Genomic DNA, 22,872 nt, shown 5'->3' with positions numbered 1-22,872 from the left:
AGCGACTGAGGCCTCCTTGCCGACCTCTTCCTTCTCATCGACAGAACCCGCGCACCCTGCTCGTATCGCGGCCGATCTTTTTGTCATCCCATGCGTTCGTTGCTTACAACCATAGCCCTGTCGGCCGCTGCCTTTGCAGTGGAACCCTTGCCGTTGATCCCACAGCCACGCTCGGTGCAGCGCGCGGACGGCTCTTTCAAGCTCCCCGCCAATGTCGGCATCAGCGCTCCGGAGGACCTGAAAAACGAGGCCACCTACCTCGGCACCCGCCTAAAGAGCGGGCTCGGCCACCCGGTGTCGCTCGACAAGAACGGCCCGATCAAGCTCGCCATCACCTCCGGTCTGCCCACCGAAGGTTACCGCCTGAAGGTGACTCCACAGGGAGCCCTCATCGAAGGGGGTGACTCCGCAGGCGTTTTCTATGGCGTACAGACGCTCCTCCAGCTCCTGCCACCGCAGGTTTATGGCAGTGATGCCGACAAGGCGGTTGCCGCGGATGTTCCCTGCGTTTCCATTGAGGACGCCCCTGCATTCCCATGGCGCGGACTGCATCTCGACAGCGCCCGCCATTTCATGCCGAAGGAGTTCGTCCTGAAGTGCCTCGACGTGATGGCCACGCAGAAGATGAACCGTTTCCACTGGCACATCGTGGACTCGGAGGGCTGGCGTCTGGAGATCAAGAAGTATCCCAAGCTCACCCAGGTGGGCCAGGACCAGCCCGCCTCCTATCCCGGTGAAGACCCCACCGATCACTCGGTGAAGGCGAAGTTCCACTACGGCAGCTTCCACGGCGGTGGCTTCTACACCCAGGAGGACGTGAAGCAGATCGTCGCCCACGCGGCGAAGCTCCACATCACCATCATGCCGGAGATCGAGTTCCCCGCACATGCGATGACGATGCTCACCGCCTATCCGGAGTTCTCCACCACCGGCAAGGTGCCCGTGGTGAAATCGAACCACTCGCCGGACCTCATCAATGTCGATGAAAAGTCACTGAACTTCCTCAGGGACATCCTCGATGAGACGATGGCGCTCTTCCCCGGAAAGTGGATCCATTTCGGTGGTGACGAGGCGCCGAAAGGCCAGTGGAAGCAGAGCGAGTATGTCCAGCAGCGCATCAAGGAGCTGGGCCTGAAAGACGAGGAGGCCCTGCAAGGCTGGCTCTTCGATCAAATGTCCGCGCACATCGCAAAGAAAGGCCGCGTCGCAGTGGGCTGGGAGGAAATCACCCACGGAGGCACGCCGAAGAATGCCGTGGTCATGCCATGGCTCTCCATGGGCACTGCGGCCAAGGTCGCCAACGAAGGCAACCCCGTGATCCTCTGCCCGGTCGGTCCGCTGTATTTCGACTCCTACCAGACCAGCGATCCCACCGACAACCAAGCCCTCTACAAGGGGCCGATCACCCTGCGTTCCGTCTATAACTTCAACTGCGACCTGCCGAACGTGGCCGCGGACAAGAAGCAGAATCTCTGGGGCGCTCAGGCACAGCTCTGGACCGAGCTGATGCCGAAGCCCGAACACGTCGAGTACCAGGCCTATCCACGTGCCGTAGCTCTTGGTGAAACCACCTGGACCATCGCCGCGAACAAGGACTTCAAGAGCTTCCAAAAGCGCCTCGCCGTGCATGTGAAGCGGCTCGATGCCATGAAGGTGAACTACCGCAAGCTGGAAGCTCTTCCGCCGGTCCAGTGGGACACCGCCAGCATCAGCCCGGCCAGCAAAACCGTGACGCTGGAGGGTCCTGTCAACGGGCCGCTGGCTGCGGGCATCTATATCGCGACGCCCACCTATGAAAGCGGCGGCTTCGGCCTGTGGTTCGACAAGATCGAACTGCTCGCGGATGGCAAGGTCATCGCCACCGATGCACACCGCGGCTTCACCGGTGCGAACCCGAAGGATGCCGCCTACACGCTGGAGGTGAAATCCGGCGTGCCTGCCGGAGCCAAGCTCGTCCTGCGTGCCAGCGCCGACAGCCACGAGGGCACCGACTCCAACGGCTCCATCAGCTTCCAGAAAAAGTAGGACGCTCGAACACGACATCGGACGCCCGGCAATCATCCGCAAAATCGTCCGATGTCAGATACGCCAGTTCCAGCGGCCGGCAGTCCCGGATGGGATCGTGGACATCCTCCGAAGGAAGCCCCGGGTGGCACATGATGAGTGTGCCATCCGGATTTGCCGTCAGCCATTTCCAAAAGGCCCTGCGAAAATCGAACTGCGGTTCATAGGGTCGCAGTCCCGCGAACCCGGGATTCGTGGCGAGGCCTTCCATTCCAAGCGTCCGCCGCAGGCCGCGGCTGGCCCATGCCAGCACCAACGCCTTCGGAGCTGATTCCCGTCCTCCGGGAGTCCTGATCCATGCGGTGGCGGAGAGTTCCCTCACCCGCCGCGCCACCACCTTCCGGATCACTGGAAAAGCATGCACATGCTGGTGCCCGTCCACGTAGTCGGGCGGCCTGCCCATTTCCCGGACGAACGCCTGCCACTGGGAATCAAACCGCCGCTCCACCTCCATGGGATTCATCCGCCGCAGCCAGGCGTCTCTCATGACGGAGGACAGGGATCGGCCCGCCTGCGTGAAGGGATGCGTGAGATTGAAATGCAAGCCGGTCTGGTATTCGCCCGGCCGCTCACGCAGGGCTCTCGCCGCAGCCGGCCAATCCGGTGATTCCGCCATGCACGACACCGCCTGCAGGCGCTCCATCGCCAGCAGCTTCAGGATGCCGTCCGAGATCTCCGGCGATTGGCCGTAGTCGTCCGCGCACAGGGTCATCCGTTTCATGACGGCTGTTCTCCACGTGTGAACACCCACAGCCGGGAAGCGGCGAACGTGAGAAACGCCACCACCACCAGCACCAGGAACAAGGCGGCACGGTAGTCGAGCGTGGTGAAGCGCAGCAGCCCGGCATACATCGCTTCATTCAGGGCGAAGGAAGCCAGCGAAACCGCGAGCATCCGCAGGTACGCACCCCATCCGCCGTCCGCCTCGAAGGTCCACCTACGATGCCCGCCGTAGCTGACCTGGAACGCCACGGTGAAGGCTGCCACGTTCGCCACCAGCGGGGACATGCCACCCGGCACAAGCACCGATACCACGCCGAGGTGGACGAGCATCGCCGCCACTCCCACGCATCCGAAGCGGATCACCTGCACACTTAGTTTCATGAGCGGTGATCGTCTCTGGAAAAACCATGGCGTTCCGCCACCAGATAATTGGGCCGGTGCTTCACCTCATTGAAGATCCGCGCGACATACTCGCCGAGGATGCCGATCGAGAACAACTGGACGCCTCCGAGGAATGTCACCGCCACCACCAGCGTGGCCCAACCGGGCACATCCGCGCCGCTGATCAACGTCCGGGTGACGATGAACAACGCGTAGAAGATCGAGATTCCCGAGACCAGCGAGCCAACGCCCACCCACAACCGCAGCGGGAAGGATGAGAACGACGTGAGTCCGGTGATTGCCAGTTCGAAGAGCCTTCTGAAATTGAAACGGGAATGCCCCTCCGCTCTCTCGGCGACCTCGAATGGGATGCCAATCGAGCGGAAGCCCACCCAGTTGTAGAGCCCCTTCATGAAACGGCTGTTCTCCGGCAGATCGCGGATCGCCGCGACCACCTTCTGATCCATCAACCGGAAGTCGCCCGCATCCGCGGGGATTTCGACCGAGGCCCCGCGGCTGATGATCGCGTAGAAGCTCCGGCTGAGAAAACGCCTGACCATCGGATCGGTGCGGCGGTCCGCACGGACCCCATAGACCATGTCATACCCTTGCTGCCAGTGGCGGATGAATTCACCGATGGTGGAAAAGGGGTGCTGGAAATCGGCATCGAGAATCACCACCACTTCGCCGTGCGCTTCATCGAGGCCCGCGCTGATCGCGGCTTCCTTGCCAAAGTTGCGGGATAGCGCCACCAGTTTCACCGGCAGCCCGCCCGAAGCGGCGATCACCTCCAGCACCGTCGAGTCACGGCTCCCGTCGTCCACCACGATGACCTCGTGCCGGGAGCTGAGGGTGGCCAGATGAGCGCACAGTTCCGTGAGGAACGCCGCGATTCCAGCGGCCTCGTTGAAGGCCGGCACCACGCACGAAATGGACGGCTGCACGTTTGAGACACGTTGCGCGTGTGGAGCCGGAGCAGGCGGAGCCAGGGTCGGGTTCATGTCAGGGCTTGGGTGTGGATGCCTGGTGGCCGCCAGCCATGGCCGGCAGCATGGGAATTTCTTCGTAGAGGGTTTCCGGACCCCATGTGCCGACGGCGGCGAAGCGCTGGCGCACGGGTTCCGGAAGCAATGAAATATAGCGGGTCGGGCAGGCCAGGAAGAGACGCCCGGGTGCCGCGAGCTTCTGTTCCACCTCATCGGCGGAGCTGGCATAGTCGATGTTGCCCTCGGCATAAAATTCGGCGGAGAATTTACGGAGTCCATAGTAGAGCAGGACATCCCCCGTCTGGTGCTGTTTCTGATAGCGGCGCACCAGCTCGCGCTCGGAGAACTTCGGTGCATGGTCGGTCCATACCAGGGAAACGCCGAGCGCCCACACCATGACCGCCCCGCAGGCGGAGACGATCAACGGATTCAGCGCATGCGGCGATCCCACCCCCACTCCCTTCCTCACCAGCGGAACCGCGATCCCTGCCAACAGCATGGCCAGCGCGGGCAGTGCGGGCAGCGGATAAGTGGCGATGATATTGCGGGCCGGAAGGAAAAAGACAACCGGCCACAACGCCCACAGCATCCAATAGAGACCGCCGCCTTCATCCGCCTTCGCCCACTCCAGGAGACTCCGCAGGCGACGGAACGGAAGCGCCAGAAACCCGAGGCACCAGGGAAAGGTTCCCGCCAGGACGAAAACCGCAATCATGCCCGGAGCGGTGGCATGGGCATGGCCATAGAGGTCACCTTGCCAGCCTTTTACGGTGAAACGCTTCCAGTGCTCGCCCACGATGAAGTAGTCGATGAATCCCGGGGTTTTCCGCTCGGCCAGCACATACCACGGCACTGCGATGAGCAGCATCAGCAGCGTACCGGTGAACCAGGGAAGGTTCTTCCATGTCTGCCGCCAGCGGCCGGTCACCACCACCCAACCGACGAGAGGCGGCATCACCAGCACGCCGACCAAGGGCCCCTTCGCCAGCAGCCCGACCGCCAGCCCGAGGAAAAAAACGTAGCCCCATCCTCGCGAACCATCCCTCACCGCGAACCGGAAACCCGCCATCGCCATCGTGATCCCGAGCAGCAATGGCAGATCCGTCATCACCGCCGCGGAGCAATAGAAGAACAAGGGCATCCCCATCAACAGGACTGCCGCGGCGAGGCCGGTGGCGGGATCCCGCTCGCGGGCTCCCATTTTCGCGACCAGCCATAGAACCGCCAGCGCGGCCAGGAAGATGAAGATCCGCGATCCGAACTCATTCGCACCGAAAAGCCCGATGCCCAGCGCGGACATCCACATGGAGAGCGGCGGTTTCGCCCAGAATGGCACCCCGTATTTGAACTGCGGAGTGATCCAATCGCTCGTTTCCACCATCTTCCGGGAGATCTCCGCGTAGCGGGATTCCGAAGGATCGGTGTGAGGGGCGAACACCAGCAACACCAGACGGCAGGCCACCAGAACCGCCAGCATCAGCCAGAGGCGGCGTAACAATTTGCGGTCATCCGCGGAAGAGACATCGGCCATGTGGCGTGTCTCCTAGCAAAGCCAACATGAGAACCCGGTGAGAGCCCCGCTGTTCCCGTATCCGTAGAATTACTCCGCCGCCGGCAATTCAAGGACCAGTTCGATCGCCCCCTCTTCCGCACGGCGGGCCTGGAGCGTCCCCCCCATGGCACGCACCACATCCAGGCTCAAGGTCAGCCCGACTCCGAGATGGGATTCCGCATCATGCCGTGAGCTTTCTCCACGGAACAGGGGCTCGAACAGGCGCTCGATCGGGTCCGGCAAATCCTCGGCGGCATTTCCGAACACCATCTCAACCCGCCCGTCCGCCCTCCGGAGACTGATCCACAAGGTGCTGCCTGCCGCGGCGTAGCAGACCGCATTATCCAGGAGATTGTTGAAGACGATCTTGAGTAGCGCGGGGTCGGCTCCCGCAATCACCTTCTCATCCGGAAAGCGATGGTCGATGGACAGCCCGCGCTCATGCGCCCGACGCTGAAAGGACGCCTCGCAATCGGTGAGCAGCCCCGCCACATCCACCGGCTCCTGTTTCGCCGACTGTGGCGTCTGGCCGATGCGTGCCAGCATGGACAGCCGCTGGACCAGCTCCCCGAGTTCGATGGCCGTCTTCTGACACACCGCGAGGTGATGGCGGTAGGCTTCCGCTTCCCGGGTCTGCGACAACGCAAGATCGGTGGTCGCCCGCAGCCCGGCGATCGGGGTCCGCAGCTCATGCGCCGCATGGCGGATGAAATCCCGCTCGCGCTGCCGGGTCACCGCCACGCGCCCGAGCAATGAATCAAAGTCACGCGCCAATCCCGTGAGTTCCACCGGCAATTCACCCGGCACGTCCAACGCCGCATCCAACTGGTGCTCGGCACGTCCTCTCACCTCACGGGTGAGCCGCTCAAGGGGCCGTAGCGAAATATGCACCACCCGGCCGACCAACAGATACCCGAGCCCCAGGGTACACGCCGTCCCCGCGACCAGCATCATCTTCAACCGCTCAAGGGTCCGGTGGATCGGCTCGGCATCGCGCGCGACCACCAGCAGATGCGGCAATGTCCTGGGATCGATCACCGCATGGCGTTCCTTCATGCGCTCCACTTCCTCCGGCAGTACGAAGGGATAAATCCGCAAGCCGACCGCACGGCCACGGCCTCCCTCTGGCAACGGTATGTTCCGCAAGAGCGGCTTCCCATCCAGGCCGGAGTACTTCGGCAGATTGCTGGCATGCAAAGCCGGAGACCGCACCGTGTCCCCGGTGGTCTCATCCCAGAATTGATAAAGCCCATTGGCGATCAGCGGATGATTCGCGCCCATGCCCTCCCGCCATTCATGGACGATGCCGCCGTTCTCCAGCTCCACCTGGTTCCCCAGCAGGGAAGCTGTTTCCTCAAGCGAATTGTCCAGCTCGCGGTAGAGGCTCTGCCGGACCAGCCAGTAAACGGAGCACGAGAGCAGGCACAGCAGGACTCCCACGCCGATTCCACAACGGATCAGCAGCGAAAGCCGGATCGATTTCGCCCTCATGACTCCCTCCCCTCCAACACATAGCCCTGGCCACGGCGGGTCTGGATCAGGTCCGCTTCCCCACCGGCGTTCAGTTTCTTCCGCAGGTATCCGATGTAAACGTCCACCGCATTGCTGCTGCCGCCCTCGCCATCCTCAAACACGCGCTCCCAGATGTCCGTGCGCGGCACCACCTCTCCCGTGCGATAGGCGAGGTACTCCAACAGCCGGTACTCCAATGCGGTCAGTTCGATCACCCGGCCCGCCCGGCGAACCAATCGCTTCACCGGATCCACCTCGAGATCCGCGACGTGGATCAACGGGCTCTTCTTCACGTAGCTCCGCCGCAGGAGAGCCCTCACCCGTGCCAAGGCCTCCGCCAGCGGGAAAGGCTTCACCAGGAAATCATCCGCTCCTCCATCCAAGGCCTCCAACCGGTCCTCCAACCCATCCCGCGCGCTGATCACGAGGATGTGAACCGGATTCTCCATCGCACGGAGTTTTCTCAAGATCGACATCCCATCGACCCTCGGCAGCATCAGGTCCAGCAGCACCAGATCGTAACCGCCGCTCTCCGCCGCCCACAGCCCCTCATCTCCGGAAGAAAACGCATCCACCAGATAGCCCGCCTCCCGGAAATACTGGCACAGCCCTTCCCGCAGCGGGTCATGGTCCTCGATCAGCAGCAAGCGCATCTTCGGTTTCCCTATCAGGGTCCATCGTGCAGGAAAAGCTCCACTGCAAGTAGTGCGACATCCTTCACGCCAGGAAGCCCAGTGCCGTGACCAGCCTTGAGCGCAGCACCGCCGCCTTCTCGGCGAGCGCCCGCTGCTCGCGCTCATAATCGCGACGCCCTTCCGGAGTTTCGATCCGCACCGGCTCCCGCCCCCAGGCCGTCAGATCATAGGGACTGGCCCTCATGTCCAGATCCCGGAGTTCCACCGCCAGTTCGAAGCAATCGAGCAACAGCTCCGAGCCGATCCATGGCATCGATTTCGCCGCCCATTTGTAGAGGTCCATATTCGCATGGATGCACGCCGGTTGCTCGAATGCCGGACGATCCATCAGCGTCGGCTGGAGGCGGTTGAGCGGCTGGGCATCCGGAGCAAAGAACCGGAAGGCATCGAAGTGCGAGCACACCACGGGGCGGGATTTCACCAATGCATCGATCTCCGCCTGCGGCAGGCGCAGCGGAGTTGTCTTCTCGTGGCGCACTTCCTTGCCACCATAGACCATCGCCCACTCGTGCAGTCCGTAGCACGCGAAGTTTGGCGCGCGGTCGCGGGTAGCCTCCAGCAGCTCCAAAATCCACTGCAAGCGCTGGCGCTCTTTCCCGCCCGGCATTCCCGTATCCAGAAACGCCACCCCGCCGGTCATGCGATACGGCTCGCTTCCAAATGCCGCCGGCATTCCCTCCACCACCTCCAGCGCGGTGCCGAAACCCGGATGCCACGCCTCCAGCTTCCCGAAGGAAAACGGATAATACACGAACAGGAAATCATCAATGGGATGCGGCACGCGCCGCCCCCGCCGATCCCGCGCGGGCAAGGTCCACCGCTCCGCCCGCGCCCGGTGCGCACGCTCCCGCTCCCGCCAAGCGGCGGCGGAGAGAAAAACGGGCGCGGCGGTGACCATGCCCCACCCCAGCACAAGAGGATCAAAGCACTAAGCACGAAATTCCCTCTTCCCACGGATCGCCTTCTGATTGGAACCAAGCCCCCCCTTTGGAATCGGACCCGCATTGACTCTCCGCGCCCAATCCCGCTATCTTCGATGCTCGCCATGAAACGCGCCCCCTCCCTTCAGATCCGCCGCGGCGGAATCCTGCAACTTTCCACCTGGATCATCCTGGCGGGCAGCACCCTCACGCTCACCAGTTGCGATTCCTCCGAACGCAAGGCACGCCAGGCCCAGGCCAGCTACGAGGCGGAGTCGAAGCGTCTCATCGCCGAACTCGACGACCAGCGCACCCAGCTCCTCTCCGGTGAGGTGCCGAACAATTTCCGCATCGACGACATCGGCTACTACCACGCCGGCGCGCACGATTTCTACGAGCACTCCTACAACTTCCAGCGCGATGGCAAATGGTTCGTCAACAACACCTGGGCCGAAGCTCCGGGTCCCGAAGACGTTCCCGCCAGCCGTCCCTCGCCCGAGGCGCTGAAACGCATTGATGATGCCCTGGCGAAACAACAGCAGTCGCTCGACACCACCGCGCAACAGGCCACCTACTACCAGAACCAGAGCCACTCTTCCGGCCCCGGTCTCGGCACCGCGCTGGCCATGTACTGGCTGCTGTCCGGAAACCGCGGCTCCTATGCTCCCGGCCCCGGCTTCAGCAGTTTCGGTCAACGCGCACCGCTCTTCGAGACCACCTACCGCCGCCAGCGGGATGAGCAGGCCCGCACCGCCAGCTATGCGGGCGGCGGCTCCCGCAGCGGCACGTCCGGTTCTTCCGGCTCCTCGCACACCACCTACGGCAAAGGCAGTAGCAGTAGTTCTTCTTCCGGAGACAATCACTCCTCCACCAGCGCCTCGCGCCCGAGCTCTCCCTCTGGCAGCACCCACGCCTCCGGTTCCTCGTCATCGCCTTCCTCGCGCGGTGGCTTCGGCAGCAGTGGCGGCGGCTCCTCTTCTTCCTGATAGTTCTCTCCGTCTCTTTCCGAATGCCCGATCACCCCATCCGCATCCAGGAACGCCTGCGCCGTCACAACTGGAAACAACGCGTCGAGGATGCCGGACTCACCTGGCACAGCGCGGACGACCAGCCCTATTGGGCCGAGGGGCGCCACGTCACCCTCTCCCTCGCCGCCGCCGAGGTGCTGGAAGACGCCGCCAATGAGCTCCACCAGCTCTGTCTCCGTGCCTGCGATGAAATCATCGCCCGTGGCTGGTGGGACCGGCTCTCCATTCCGGCCGCCGCCATTCCGCTCATCGAGGCTTCCTGGGGCGAGGGCGATGTATCTCTCTACGGCCGCTTCGACCTCGCGTGGAACGGCCAGGGCCCACCGAAGCTCCTCGAATACAACGCCGACACGCCCACCTCGCTGCTGGAGGCATCCGTCATCCAGTGGCAATGGCTGGAAGACACCGCGCCCCATCTCGACCAACTCAATTCGTTGCACGAGGCTCTCATCGAACGCTGGTCCCTTTTCCCTGAGCCCGTCATCCACTTCACCTGTGTCTGGGATTCGCACGAAGACCGCCAGACCATCGCCTACCTCGCCGAAACCGCCGAGCAAGCCGGCAAGGAAACCGTCCTCCTCGGCATGCATGAGCTCGGCGTTCACCCGGAGGGCTATTTCACCGATCTGGAAGAGCGCCGCATCCAACGCCTCTTCAAGCTCTACCCGTGGGAATGGATGGCCGCGGAAGATTTCTTCCGCCACATCCCCCCACACCGTGCGCTCTTCACCGAACCGATCTGGAAGATGCTGCTCTCGAACAAAGGCCTTCTTCCCATCCTCTGGGAACTGAATCCCGGCCATCCGCTGCTGCTTCCCGCCTCGCTCGATTTCACCGATCTCCAGCGCGCCGGCATCGACCGCTACGTCTCGAAGCCCCTGCTCGGTCGCGAAGGCGCGAACGTCCGGATCTTCGAAAGCGGTCGCATCACCGCAGACTCCTCCGGCGACTTCACGGACTCTCCGCTCGTTTACCAGCAGAAGGCCGACCTCCTCCAGAACGGCTCCCGCTCTTGTGTCTGGGGTGCCTGGATGATCGGCGACACCTGCCGCGGCCTCTCCGTCCGCGAGGACGACGGCCCCATCACCCGCAACACCAGCCGCTTCCTCGCCCATGTTCTCGAAGGGTGACTGGGAGCAAGGACATTCCTGTCCTTGTTTCTGAGGGACGATGGCAGCCCTCCCCCCGCTCAAGAAGTGAAGAAATCCTCACATTCCTCTTGCGCAACCCGGGTCCGTCCGACTAGTTTCCCGCCCCGCCCCGCAAGGGGTGACCAAATGGAATCGCGGGATGGAGCAGCCCGGTAGCTCGTCAGGCTCATAACCTGAAGGTCGTAGGTTCAAATCCTACTCCCGCAACCAATGAAGGCCGCGAACTCGGAAGAGTTCGCGGCCTTCGCCTTTTGATGCCGCCGCCTGCGCGTTCCGGAAGTTCCATTGCAGGAAAAAATCCGCTCCTGGGCCCTGTCAAATACCGTCGCCGGGCTGTTAAGCTGTGCCCATGGCAGCAACAAAGTCCCGGCTCCTGATCGTCGAAGATGACGAGCGCACCGCCCAGGCGCTTGTTTCGGCGCTGGGAGAGGAGGGCTTCGAAGCCTTGATTGCAGGGACCGCGGAGGATGCGTCATTGAGCCTGCTGGCGGGATCGTTCGATCTGGTGGTGTTGGATTGGATGCTGCCGGGGCAGGCCGGAGTGGAAGTGCTCGCGGATTGGCGGAAGCGGGGTGTCCGCACCCCGGTGCTCCTGCTGACCGCGCGGGATGCCGTGACGGACCGGGTGCATGGTCTGGAATCCGGCGCGGACGACTATCTGGCCAAACCGTTTGCCTTCGCCGAACTGTTGGCACGCATCCGCGCCTTGTTGCGCAGGGCGATGCCAGCCGAGCCGCTGCGGCGGTCCTTGGGCGGCCTGACGGTGGACTACGTCACCCGGCTCGCCATGCGTGACGGAGAGGTGCTGGCACTGACACCGCGCGAGTTCGATCTGTTGGCCTATCTGCTGGTCCGGTCGGGTGAGGCGGTGAGCCGGGATGAACTGGCCCGTGGTGTTTGGCGGGAACCAAACCGCGCGACCCCCATCGACAATGTCATCGATGTCCACATCACCCATCTGCGCCGGAAGCTGGACGAAGGGCGCGGGAAGAAACTGCTGCACACGCTGCGCGGCGTCGGCTACGTCTTGAGAGAGGACATCCGATGAAAGCATGGTGGGGACAGCTCTCATTGCGGGCGCGGCTGGCATTCGCCTTCGGATCGCTGGCGGCGGGAGCGTTGGTTTTTCTTCTGGCCCTGATCGCACGGTCCTCGGGCATCCATGTGCTGACAGAGGGCAAGATCATCCCGGCCTCGGTATTTGTGCTGGGAATCTTCTTCGCGGGCGGTTGGCTCGTCGCAGGATGGTGTCTCTCGGAAATCAGCCGCCTGGGTGCCTCCATCAATGAACCACGCCCGGGCAAGGTGCCTTCGGAACTGGAAGGATTGGCGTCCCTGCTCCGCAGCGAGGCCCGGAGGCGGGATCAACTGTTGGCCGAACTGCGGCGTTTCACGGGAGATGTCTCGCACGAGTTGCGCCGCCCGGTGACGGCACTACGGACCGTCGGGGAACTCGCCCTGCGCCAGCACGCCGATGATCCACAAAAGCTCTGTGATACCATCGGGATGATGCTGGAGGAAACCGAGGGCCTGAACCGCTTGCTCAGCCGCCTGCTTGAACTGGCGCGCCTGGAGAGCGGTCAAACCCCATTGAGCGTGACCTCCTTCGACGCGGTGGAACTGCTGCACGAATGCCGCGAAAGCCTGTTGGCCCTTACCGAGGACCGGCGGGTGACCATCGTGGTGGAGGGTGCGGAGAAAGTCCCTCTCCGGACGGACCGGGGATTGTTGCGGACCGCGCTTCTCAACCTGCTGCACAATGCCATCGCCTGGTCCCCGGATATGGGAGAGGTCATCCTCCGATCCGGACGCGCGGATGGAAACCGTTTCGTCCTCAAAGTGATCGACCACGGTCCCGGCATCGCGGAATCCGAACGCCATCGCTTGTTCGAGCGGTTCTATCGCGGTCCGGGTGCGCATGGCGAAAAGGCACCACCGGGCAGCGGGCTCGGACTGGCCATCGCGCTCCGCTCCATCGAGCAGATCGGTGGGACCATCGAGCTGGAGAGCACCACCGGGCGCGGCAGCACCTTTGCCGTCGTCCTGCCAGCGCAGTCCGATTCCTAAGCAATCTTCAGGTTTCATTTCTACCCGGTCCCCCTCGAAGCCGCGAGGCTTGTCCCATGGTCCGCCACGCTACCGACATCCGTCCGAATGACGGGGACGCCGCATCCGCCGAGTTCCTGCTGGGAGCCGACGAGGCGCTCGTCCGTCTTTCCGCCTCGCGCCTCGGCCTCGAGTGGCCCGAGGCCCGCGCGCGGCTCGATTTCCATGGACCGAACGCGCCACTTTCGGACAAGCGGAAATCCCGGTGGCTCGTGCTCTGGCTGTCTTTCAGGAACCCATTCAACTTCGTCCTGCTGTTTCTCGGAGCGGTATCGTACTTCACCGATGACCTGAAGGCCACGATCGTGCTGGGCGTGATGATCACCATCGCGACCCTGCTGCGCTTCTGGCAGGAGATGAAGGCGCTGGTGCAGGCGGACGCCCTCCGCAAGATGGTCCACAACACGGCGACGGTCTATCGTCAGGGCGATCTTCCGCAGGGTATTCCCCGGGATTCCCTCGATCCCAAGGCTGCGGAGATCCCGATGCGCGATCTGGTTCCAGGGGACGTCATCCGCTTGTCTGCAGGCGATCTCGTACCTGCCGACGTGATCCTGCTGGAAGCGCGGGATCTCTTCGTCAGCCAGTCCGCCCTGACCGGGGAAGCCATGCCCGTGGAGAAGGAGGCCTGGCAACCCGGCGCCCGGGTGGACGCGGGTGATCCATTCGGCACCACCCATCTTGCCCTCCAGGGCACCAGCGTCATCAGCGGCATGGCGCGGGCCCTCGTGCTCGCCACCGGCGCGAAGACCTACATGGGCTTTCTCGCCGGAAGGATCACCGGAGAACGCCCCGCCACCGACTTCGACAAAGGGGTGAACCGCGTGAGCTGGATCCTCATCCGCTTCATGCTGGTGATGGTGCCCATCGTCTTTCTCATCAACGGGCTGACCAAAGGAGATTGGCTGGAAGCCTTCTTCTTCGGGGTCGCCGTGGCCGTGGGGCTCACACCCGAGATGCTGCCGATGATCGTGAACGCGAACCTCGCCCGCGGTGCCGTCGCCATGTCCCGGCGGAAGTGTGTGGTGAAGAACATGAGCAGCATCCAAAACCTGGGAGCCATGGATGTGCTCTGCACCGACAAGACCGGCACACTGACCCAGGACCGCGTGGTGCTCATCCACCATCTGGACATCCACGGCAAGGAAAGCAGCCGTGTCCTTGAAATCGCTTACTTCAACAGCCTGTTCCAAACCGGTCTGAAAAACCTCATCGACCGGGCGGTGATTGATGCCGCCGCCGAACAGGGACTGCGCGATGCCGCCCGTGACCATGAATGCACGGACGAACTTCCGTTCGACTTCAACCGCCGCCGCCTCTCCGTTCTGGTCAAGGCGGCCAGTGGCACGGAGCAACTCATGGTTACCAAGGGCGCGACCGATGAAATGCTCGATGTCTGCGCCTTTTACGAAGACCAAGGCAGGATCCTGCCTCTGGATGAGGCGATGCGGGCGGAAATCCTGAGACAGCGGGACGATCACAACGAGGACGGCTTCCGCGTCATCGCCGTGGCTTACAAAACCCTGCCCAACAACCACGGCCCCCTGCGCGGGGAAGACGAGACACAACTCGTCCTCTGCGGCACCATCTGCTTTCTCGATCCCCCCAAGGAAAGCGCCCGGGAAGCACTGCGCCTGCTGAAGGACCACGGGGTCGGCGTCAAGGTGATCACGGGGGACAACGCCAACATCGCCCGCCGGATCTGCCGTGACGTGGAACTGGATGTCTCGGGAGTGCTCACAGGCACCGAGGTGGAGAAAATGGATGACGACGAATTGCGCCGCGCGGTCGATCAAACCACGATCTTTGCCAAGGCCTCGCCGATGCAAAAGGCGCGGATCGTCCGGGCTATCAAGGCCAATGGTCACACCGTGGGATTCATGGGAGATGGCGTGAACGACGCGGTAGCTCTCCGCGAGGCGGACGTGGGCATCTCCGTGGATACCGGCACGGATGTGGCGAAGGAGGCGGCCGACATCATCCTGCTTGAGAAAAGCCTGTTGGTGCTGGAGGAGGGCGTGATCGAAGGCCGCGTCACCTTCGGGAACATCACCAAGTACATCAAGATGACGGCATCCTCGAATTTCGGGAATGTCTTCAGCGTCCTGGTGGCGAGCGCGTTCATCCCGTTCCTGCCGATGCTGGCAATCCACCTGCTCATCCAGAACCTGCTCTACGACATCTCACAGATTTCCATTCCATGGGACCGCATGGATGAGGATTGGCTGAAGACGCCGAAGAAATGGGCATCCGGACATCTCACGCGGTTCATGATCTGCATCGGTCCGATCAGCTCGATCTTCGACATCACGACCTACCTTGGCATGTGGTTCCTTTTTGGTGCGAACTCGGCGGACAAACAGAGCCTGTTCCACTCCGGCTGGTTTGTCGAAGGGCTGCTGAGCCAGACCTTGATCGTCCACATGATCCGCACGGAGAAGATCCCCTTCATCCAGAGTGCCGCGGCTCCCGTGGTGATCCTCTTGTCGGGAATCATCGTTGCCATCGGCTGCCTCATCCCCTTCACCGGCTTCGGTCACTCGGTGGGCTTGCAAGCCCTGCCACCCGCCTATTGGCCGTTTCTCATCATCACGCTGTTTGCCTACTGTGTCCTCACCCAGACACTGAAGCGGATGTATATCCGCAGGTTCGGAGCATGGCTGTAAACCCCGGACGAAAGCACGCCATGCATCCGGTCCTACGACCACCCTGGTCCGGACCATCGGCTGTGGCCGATTCCGGACTGGGTCCGATCCGCGCCGCTCTCGCCCGCTGTTGCAAGACGGCCCGCACGGAGCGCCATGATTTGAACCAACATTCAATGCGATGAAACCATCGATCCGCATCGGCATCGTCACCCTTGCAGGGATGGGCACGCTCCGCGCCGCCTACCCGCTGGTGGTGGACGACGCGGCAATTCATCCTCCCGGCGAAAGGGAGATCGACGTGACCGTGGACGTACGGCGTGATCCGGCGACCCATGCAGCCGGAAACAGTTTCTCGTTCACGACGGGAATCTGCTCCCGGATCGAAGGATCCGTGGGATTGGGATTCGGGTGGCAGCGCGAACGAGATTCCGCAACTCCCAATGAGCGGGAAGGACTCCTGGATCTGAGTTTGGGATTGAAAACCCCTTTGGTCGATTCGTCCCGGTGTCCCTTTGCCCTCAGCCTGAGCTCCACCGCCACGCTCCCCACCGCGTCCCATGGATTGGGGGTTGGGGCGACGAACTTCAATTTCCTCCTCATCGCTACACGGGAATGGGGAAGGGTCAGCTTCGATGGCAACGCCGGGTTCAATTGGGTGCCGGAAAGCGGCAGGGACAACAAAAGCGAGGAAGCCGGATTCTTCGGAGCCGCCCTCCGATGGCAGACTACGGAGAAATGGATGTTGTTTGTGGAGACCTACATGCTGCTGCCCGATCACGATGGAGCGGATCTCCAAAGCTTCCTGCGGTGCGGTTGCCAAGCGGAAGTCACCCGCGGGGTCTACATCGGCGGTGCATTCGAAGCCGGTTGCAAGGGGACCGAAGAAGCCGCGATTTCACTCGGACTAACACTCATTTTTTGACAGAAGGGCCGCGTTTCGCAGCGGCCTCCGCGGAAACACCCGATCTTGTTTCATTTTATGAAGCCCCGCTCCATGTTCGAAAAACGCTATTCGGCACCAGGTTCATCTCCAGCCACCCTTCTCCCTCATCTGGTGGACGGCAAAACCCGGAAACCCCGCATCCAGTGCATCGAGTATGACGCCGGCCACTTCGAGGAACGCGAGATAACCGACATTCAGGGGCTGATCTCGCACATCGACAATCACAAGATCACCTGGATCAATGTTGACGGCCTAGGCGACGTCGAGGCTCTCCAAACGCTCGCCGCACACTTCGACCTCCATCCCCTGGCTCTGGAAGACGCCCTGAACACCGGCCAACGCCCCAAGACGGAACAGTTTCCCGGCTACCTGTTCATCGTCGCCCAAATGGTATATCAGGACAAAAAGCGCAACATCTGCGGCGAACAGGTGAGCTTTTTCCTCGGTGATCATTTCCTGATCACGGTCCAGGAGGAGGCCGACTATGATGTATTCAATCCGGTAAGGGATCGCCTCCGGGCCGGAATGGGGCCGATCCGGAAATCCAAGGCGGACTACCTCGCCTATGCCTTGCTGGATTCGATCATCGACCACTACTATCCGGTGCTCGAATGCATCAGTGAGAGCATTGAGGAACTGGAGGACGACCTGCTTGAAAAACCCTCGCGCCAGATGGTGCTGGCCCTCCATGAACACAAACGCAGTCTCACCCAACTGCGCCGCTTGATCTGGCCCCTGCGCGACGTGGTCAACGGACTGCTCCATGACGCATCCGGCCAGATCGCCGAGCCGACCAAGGTGTTCCTCCGCGATTGCTACGATCACACGGTCCAGCTCATGGACCTCGTGGAGAGTTACAAGGACATCACCTCCGGTCTGATGGATCTCTATCATTCCAGCGTCGGGCTGCGGACCAACGAGATCATGAGGGTGCTCACCGTGATCACTTCGATCTTCATTCCGCTGACGTTCATCGTCGGAGTCTATGGCATGAACTTCGCCCCCGATCCCCCCGCCGGCAGAACACTGCCATTGAACATGCCGGAGTTGTACCATCCCTACGGCTACATCGGAGTCATGACCGTCATGGCGGTCATTGCCGCGATCCAATTGTGGCTCTTCAAATGGAAGAAGTGGCTTTGATGCTGCCGCTGGAATCCGGTATGCGGGCGAACAAACCGCGCCGGGCGGCGGCCATGTGACCTTCAACGCCCCCCTCCCCGCCCTCTCACTCGTACTCCCACTTGAGACGCCACGGGTCGTCGGTGCGCTTCTGCATCTCCTTGAGCCGCTTCTTCATCGATTCCAACAGCTCCTTGTGAGTCGGATCCTCGGCGAGGTTCTTCGTTTCCGCCGCATCTTTCTCCATGTCGTAGAGCTCGAACGGCGGGCGATGGATGTAGGAGTCCACGGTACGGTTGCCATAGAGCGCCTGCGGCCCCTTGCGCCACACGCCCTGCCAGGTGGAGGCCGCCCACAGGTCGGAAGCGAAGGGGAATGGCAGCGGTGAGGCGATGTTCCAGATCAGCTTGTAGCGGCGATCACGGATCGCGCGCATCGGATAGTACATCTGGATTTCGTGGAAGGTGTGCGAGGCTGAGATTTCATCCCAGCCTTCACCGTGTTCCCGACCGACAAGGCCCACCCACGAACGACCTTGGTAACGCGTGAACTTCTTCCCTGCGTTCTCGCCAAGGCCGGCCTTCTCCACTGGTGCGAGTTGCTTCGGGGCATTGGCCGCTTTATCCAGGCCTCCTGCGGCATCCACCAACGTCGGCGTGAGATCCAGGTGGGAGATCATCGCATCATTCACCACGCCGGGTTTCGCGCCCGGCATGTGAACCACGAAGGGCACACGAAGGCCCGCTTCATAGACGGTGGTCTTCGCACCCGGGAATGCCATGCCATGGTCGGCGGTGAAAATGATGATGGTGTTGTCATACTGGCCCGCTTTCTTCAGCGCCTCGACGAGCGCGCCCAGGGCTTTGTCGGTGCGGGTCGCGCTCTGGTAGTACTGCGCGATCTCCGCACGGCACTCCGGCGTATCCGGCAGATAGGAAGGCACGACCACTTTCGATGGATCATAGATGACTTCCTTGATTCCCGGATATTCCTTGCCGACCTGCGGGTTGCCGAAAGCGTTCGGCTTCAGATCGCCGGGTACCGACTGCTGCTCCTCACCGCTGCGATGTGGATCATGCGTCCAGAAGGCAAGATAGAATGGCTGGTCCGACTTTTCATTGAACAACGGTTCGCAGTTCTTCACCCAGTTCGGCGAATCGTGCGGACCGGTGACCTTCAGCTCCTGATCGTAGTGATAAACCGAATCCGGCGCGACGTGGTTCTTGCCCATGTGGGCGGTGCGGTAGCCGAGAAGCTTCAACTGCTGTGGCAGGCTGATGGCGGCGCAGTTCGCATAGGTCTCGAAATGATGGTAGTCGTGAACGTGTCCGTATTGGCCGTTCGCATGATTGTGAGTACCGGTGAGAATCACGGAGCGGCTCGCCGAGCACGAGGCCGTGGTGGCATAGGCGTTGGTGAACATCGTGCCATCCTTGGCCAGGGCATCCAGATGCGGCGTCTGGATCACCGGCGATCCGTAGCAACCGGCGATGGGGCTTTCATCATCGGTGACGAAAAGCACGATGTTCGGTTTCGGCGCCGCGGATAGTGGCGCAACGCAAGCTGCCAACGCGAAAAGGGCGCAAACGATGGTCGGGATTCTCATCATCATGGAAGACTATAGGCTGATGGAATCCATTCTTACGTACTTCTCACGCAAATAGTTCCCACAAACACACGGCATCCACCGTACCCTCCACGAGCACAGTCGGAGTTTCAGCGAAAATGATTCCGCGCCTTCCAAGCCGGATAGTCCTTCTCGATCAACTTCGCCGGCCATTCGCCGTACCACGCGTAGCCATTGCGGCGTTCGTAGCCGATCTCGGCGATGGTCGCCTTCGGCACGCCATCGCGGTCGCAGAAGAACGGTTTTCCGGTCTTGAGATCGTAAAACCTCGCCCACAGCGGCGGGCCTTCCGGGTCCGCCACCACCACGAGGTTCTTTCCTTTCGCGCTTTGCGGGTCGGATACGCGGTCAAGACGGATGCCGGTGATCTTCGCTGCCTCGAACCACGCCATCGCGCCATTCACGGCAGCGATCACTTCCGGCGTGGGTTTCTCCAAGCTCATGAGCAGCCTCACGATGCCGACCGATTCGGAACCACTGAAGGATGCGAGCTCGAACGCGCGCGCGGGACGTGGACTGTAGTCGATCTCGTCATGTTGTGCGCACCACACGGTCGGCTTGCCATCGATGCGGATCTGGCACTTCAGGATGCACGCGATGCCATCGGCAAAGGCCTTGTCCGACGCCTTGCGTTCCACATCGGGCACGAACTTGCAGGCATCCTCCCGAGCCACTTCGCGCAGGAACTCCAGCAGCCGCACCATCGCATCATCATTGAAGGTGATATGGCGGTGGTACTGCTTGCCCGGCGGATGGAATTGCGGCCAGCCGCCGGTGGGATATTGCGCCTTCAGGATGTAGGCAAGGCCACGTTGGAATGCGGTGCGGCAGGCCTCGTCCCTGGTGGCGTTGAACATGCGCGCGAGAAAGCGCAGCTCACCGGTGGTGGCGCCGTTGTCAAAGGTCGGATGCAATTCCTTGCGATCCCCGGTGTAGGGCGCATCCACGGTGTCCGTGTTCTTCGGCCAGCCGCCGAGATCGGATTGGTAGGAAAGGATGATCTCCGCAACGTGCTTCGCCTCCGGCGTGGCAAACCAGGCATCCGGCTTCTGGAGATACGGCGCGGTGCCGCCTCCGGCAGCCATCGACGGAACGGGAGCCAGCAGCGCCAGAGCGAGTCCCAGGACACGCGCGAAGGAAAGGCCGGCATTTCGCATGGGGAGGCATCATGCCCCCGCCGCGGTCACACGGCAACGGTCACGACCGCACAATTTGCGGCAGCACCTCATTTCACGGCAGGCATGCTGTCGGGCAACGAAGCGTGGCAGACTTGAACCAGATGAGTCCGGTAGAGCCCCGGCTCCTTCCTACCTTACCACCACTGCGGTTCCTGCCTGGCCACCGGTCGGGAACACTACGGTTTTGATTCCGCTGCCGAGCGTTACGTGAACCGTCGCCAGCTTCTGCGTGGGATCCGCCACCCTCAGTTCGCGCTTGGTCGCATCCAACAGCGCCACGCAGGGCTGATCCACCGTGATCGGAGCACCGGATGCCGTGGTGAATACCCCGGCTTTCCAGAAAATGATGCCGGTCAGATCCGGGGAGAGCTGGACCGCCTGCAGATCCGCGGTGTTCACCAGCACCTTCGCCCGCGCTGCTTCACCCGCGGGTGACACGGCGTAGGCATACCGGGCGTCTTTCGGCTGCGCTCCGTGATCGATGGTGAGACAGAAGACCGGCTTGGTGACATCCGCCTTCGGCGTGTTTGGATTCCGATAGATGCGGCTCCAGTTTCCGGCGGCCGGTCCGGCGGTCATGACCACGGGGGATTTCTCCAGCAGGCTGTAGCGGAAGGTGCCATGCTCGACCCACTCGATCCCGGAAACCGTGCCCGGTGACAACGGCGCGGTTTTCCCCTCGCGCTGGGCTTTGACCGGTCCTTGGACGAGGCATTGATCGAGCGTGGTCACCACCTTTTCCTTCGTATCACCTTGGATGGCCGCGCCGAGGCACACCACCGTGCTGTCATTGAAAAACCACGCCTTGTGCGCGCTCGCGCCATCGCGGGCATAATCCATCACCGCCATCCCGGATCTGCCATCGGAGATACCACCGATGAAATCCCGCGCGACCGATGAGCGGTTGGATCTCGGCAGCTCATTCTGCGCACATGTCGTGCCAGGAAGTTTCTGCCAGTCCCACACCGGAAAGATGTCCTGATACTCGCTGCCACTGCGGTAGAACAACAGCATGCCATCCCCGAGATGGTAGCCGGAGAGGTTCTCGTCGTTCACGATCTCCGAGCCGATCACGCGATTTGAGGACATCTTGAGCGTGGCGCTCCACTCGGCATTCCGCTGCACCATGCCGTCCGACCGCCAGAAGAAACGGTTTCCGGTGAGATCGTTTGCCGCGCCGGGCTGGTTACGCTTCGCCGCTGCCAGATAAGCCGCCGCGTGATCGCGATCGAAACCCGCCGCGCATTCCATCGCCCGGGCCACCGACGAAGCCTTGCTCACGGGAGAGCCCGGCTGAAACTGCCGTCCGCAGGCCCCCACGTCCATCACCCCGCGCCAGCAAACCCAGGCGACACCATCGAGCAGGAACAACCGGTAGGCCTCCAGCTTCGCAGGCGGAAGCGCCCACGGCGTGCCCCCGAGCATGGTCGCCCAGCGCCCGATCTCCACCGCGAAGGCCAGCCCGTAGTTCCCGAACTGCTGCTGCGGTCCGTGCTGGTGATAGCTTGCATCCGGCTGGATGCCTTCCTTCTCCACCACCTGTACCTCGTTCCAAATCACTGCGGCAGCTTCACCCACCACCGCCTCATCGCGCTTGAGCAAACCGAACATCAGCGTGTTTCCGGCCAACCACTGCCGGTTCTGGCCGGTCATGGCGATCTTCGAGCGCGGCATCAGCACCTCCGTGAGAAAGCGTTTTTCCTCCGGCAGCAGATCCTTGCCGAGCAGGATGCCACAGGCGGCGAGCTCCTTCGGCATGCCGATGTTGTTGTACCACCAGTTCGGGCACTGGAGGTCGCTCTTGATCCAGAACGCGAAAGCCCGGTGAACGGCGGCGAGCGTTTCAGCGCGGTTGCCCTCGTTCTTTGCCACGGAACCGACCATCGCCCGCAGCCGCGCCACATGCTCCGCAGGCTGCCACCCGGAACGCGCCTTGCCACCGTAGTCGACATCCGCCCATGAGCCGTCCGGCTTCAATGCGCGGACGAAACGGTCCACCTTTGTGTCCGAATGACGCGGCTCGTTCGTGTCCTCCATCCCCACCGCAACCTTCCCCAATAAGAATTCCCGGAACTGGACGATGGTCCGATCCAGATCCGCTTCCGACGCCTGAAGGGCGACGGAAAGCCCGAAAAAGAGAAGAAGTAGTAGGCGAGACACAGATAAAATGGCGTGCAACTTAAAGCAGAAACGCTGCCAATCTGGCGGATCTTTCGGCTCATCGGCCCATCCCGTT

The 22,872-nt window shown here is 62.3% G+C and carries 18 protein-coding genes and 1 tRNA gene; 9 read left to right on the top strand and 10 right to left on the bottom strand.

Features of this window, described 5'->3' with window-relative positions:
• Nucleotides 1-153: 153 nt before the first annotated feature.
• Nucleotides 154-2,025 carry a beta-N-acetylhexosaminidase gene (locus KBB96_RS20335; RefSeq protein ID WP_211631327.1) on the top strand — a complete coding sequence of 624 codons (1,872 nt, stop codon included), beginning with the start codon at nt 154-156 and terminating at the stop codon, nt 2,023-2,025.
• Here KBB96_RS20335 and KBB96_RS20330 read toward each other — a convergent pair.
• The 7 genes from KBB96_RS20330 to KBB96_RS20300 form a co-directional block, all read right to left on the bottom strand.
• Entirely contained in the window at nt 2,006-2,785 is a 780-nt protein-coding gene (locus KBB96_RS20330) for a ChbG/HpnK family deacetylase (protein WP_211631326.1), read from the bottom strand. The genes KBB96_RS20335 and KBB96_RS20330 overlap by 20 nt on opposite strands.
• Nucleotides 2,782-3,168, bottom strand: coding sequence for a GtrA family protein (locus KBB96_RS20325; protein WP_211631325.1), 387 nt, complete (start codon nt 3,166-3,168; stop codon nt 2,782-2,784). Before KBB96_RS20325 ends, KBB96_RS20330 begins: the two co-directional genes overlap by 4 nt.
• Complete coding sequence (locus KBB96_RS20320; protein ID WP_211631324.1) at nt 3,165-4,169, bottom strand: glycosyltransferase family 2 protein; 1,005 nt, start codon at nt 4,167-4,169, stop codon at nt 3,165-3,167. The genes KBB96_RS20325 and KBB96_RS20320 overlap by 4 nt, the downstream gene beginning before the upstream one ends.
• Before the next feature lies 1 nt (nt 4,170).
• Complete coding sequence (locus KBB96_RS20315) at nt 4,171-5,685, bottom strand: ArnT family glycosyltransferase (protein WP_211631323.1); 1,515 nt, start codon at nt 5,683-5,685, stop codon at nt 4,171-4,173.
• 69 nt (nt 5,686-5,754) lie between these two features.
• Nucleotides 5,755-7,197, bottom strand: a complete 1,443-nt coding sequence (locus tag KBB96_RS20310) for a sensor histidine kinase (protein ID WP_211631322.1) — start codon at nt 7,195-7,197, stop codon at nt 5,755-5,757.
• Entirely contained in the window at nt 7,194-7,871 is a 678-nt protein-coding gene (locus tag KBB96_RS20305) for a response regulator transcription factor (protein ID WP_211631321.1), read from the bottom strand. Before KBB96_RS20305 ends, KBB96_RS20310 begins: the two co-directional genes overlap by 4 nt.
• Before the next feature lie 64 nt (nt 7,872-7,935).
• Nucleotides 7,936-8,694, bottom strand: coding sequence for a hypothetical protein (locus KBB96_RS20300; RefSeq protein ID WP_211631320.1), 759 nt, complete (start codon nt 8,692-8,694; stop codon nt 7,936-7,938).
• 264 nt (nt 8,695-8,958) lie between these two features.
• Between KBB96_RS20300 and KBB96_RS20295 the strand changes: the two genes are divergently transcribed.
• From KBB96_RS20295 to corA, 8 genes are all read left to right on the top strand, one after another.
• Nucleotides 8,959-9,819 (top strand): hypothetical protein, encoded by an 861-nt coding sequence (locus KBB96_RS20295; protein WP_211631319.1) that lies wholly within the window; start codon nt 8,959-8,961, stop codon nt 9,817-9,819.
• Between the two features lie 23 nt (nt 9,820-9,842).
• A complete protein-coding gene (locus tag KBB96_RS20290) occupies nt 9,843-10,991 on the top strand; it encodes a glutathionylspermidine synthase family protein (protein ID WP_211631318.1) in 1,149 nt (382 codons plus the stop codon).
• A 154-nt stretch (nt 10,992-11,145) separates the two neighbouring features.
• Nucleotides 11,146-11,222: transfer RNA gene (locus KBB96_RS20285), tRNA-Met, on the top strand.
• Between the two features lie 139 nt (nt 11,223-11,361).
• Entirely contained in the window at nt 11,362-12,060 is a 699-nt protein-coding gene (locus KBB96_RS20280; protein WP_211631317.1) for a response regulator transcription factor, read from the top strand.
• A complete protein-coding gene (locus KBB96_RS20275) occupies nt 12,057-13,079 on the top strand; it encodes a sensor histidine kinase (RefSeq protein WP_211631316.1) in 1,023 nt (340 codons plus the stop codon). The genes KBB96_RS20280 and KBB96_RS20275 overlap by 4 nt, the downstream gene beginning before the upstream one ends.
• 56 nt (nt 13,080-13,135) lie before the next feature.
• Nucleotides 13,136-15,784, top strand: a complete 2,649-nt coding sequence (gene mgtA, locus KBB96_RS20270) for a magnesium-translocating P-type ATPase (RefSeq protein ID WP_211631315.1) — start codon at nt 13,136-13,138, stop codon at nt 15,782-15,784.
• Between the two features lie 160 nt (nt 15,785-15,944).
• The gene (locus KBB96_RS20265; RefSeq protein WP_211631314.1) at nt 15,945-16,688 is read left to right on the top strand and encodes a transporter; all 744 of its coding nucleotides are present in this window, start codon (nt 15,945-15,947) and stop codon (nt 16,686-16,688) included.
• Between the two features lie 72 nt (nt 16,689-16,760).
• A complete protein-coding gene (gene corA, locus KBB96_RS20260) occupies nt 16,761-17,852 on the top strand; it encodes a magnesium/cobalt transporter CorA (RefSeq protein WP_211631313.1) in 1,092 nt (363 codons plus the stop codon).
• Nucleotides 17,853-17,937: 85 nt separating this feature from the next.
• Here the strand turns inward: corA and KBB96_RS20255 are convergent, their stop codons facing one another.
• The 3 genes from KBB96_RS20255 to KBB96_RS20245 form a co-directional block, all read right to left on the bottom strand.
• Nucleotides 17,938-19,353, bottom strand: a complete 1,416-nt coding sequence (locus tag KBB96_RS20255; RefSeq protein ID WP_264176979.1) for a sulfatase family protein — start codon at nt 19,351-19,353, stop codon at nt 17,938-17,940.
• Between the two features lie 194 nt (nt 19,354-19,547).
• Entirely contained in the window at nt 19,548-20,615 is a 1,068-nt protein-coding gene (gene pelA / locus KBB96_RS20250; protein ID WP_211631312.1) for a pectate lyase, read from the bottom strand.
• A gap of 150 nt (nt 20,616-20,765) precedes the next feature.
• Nucleotides 20,766-22,634: a polysaccharide lyase family 8 super-sandwich domain-containing protein gene (locus tag KBB96_RS20245; RefSeq protein WP_211631311.1), complete on the bottom strand. Its 1,869-nt coding sequence runs from the start codon at nt 22,632-22,634 to the stop codon at nt 20,766-20,768.
• Between the last annotated feature and the right edge of the window lie 238 nt (nt 22,635-22,872).

Origin of the sequence: Luteolibacter ambystomatis (genome assembly GCF_018137965.1) — a bacterium.
In the GTDB taxonomy this organism is placed as follows: domain Bacteria; phylum Verrucomicrobiota; class Verrucomicrobiia; order Verrucomicrobiales; family Akkermansiaceae; genus Luteolibacter; species Luteolibacter ambystomatis.
The sequence above is the reverse complement of the archived record's forward strand: the minus strand, read 5'-3'. Positions and strand labels throughout refer to the sequence as shown.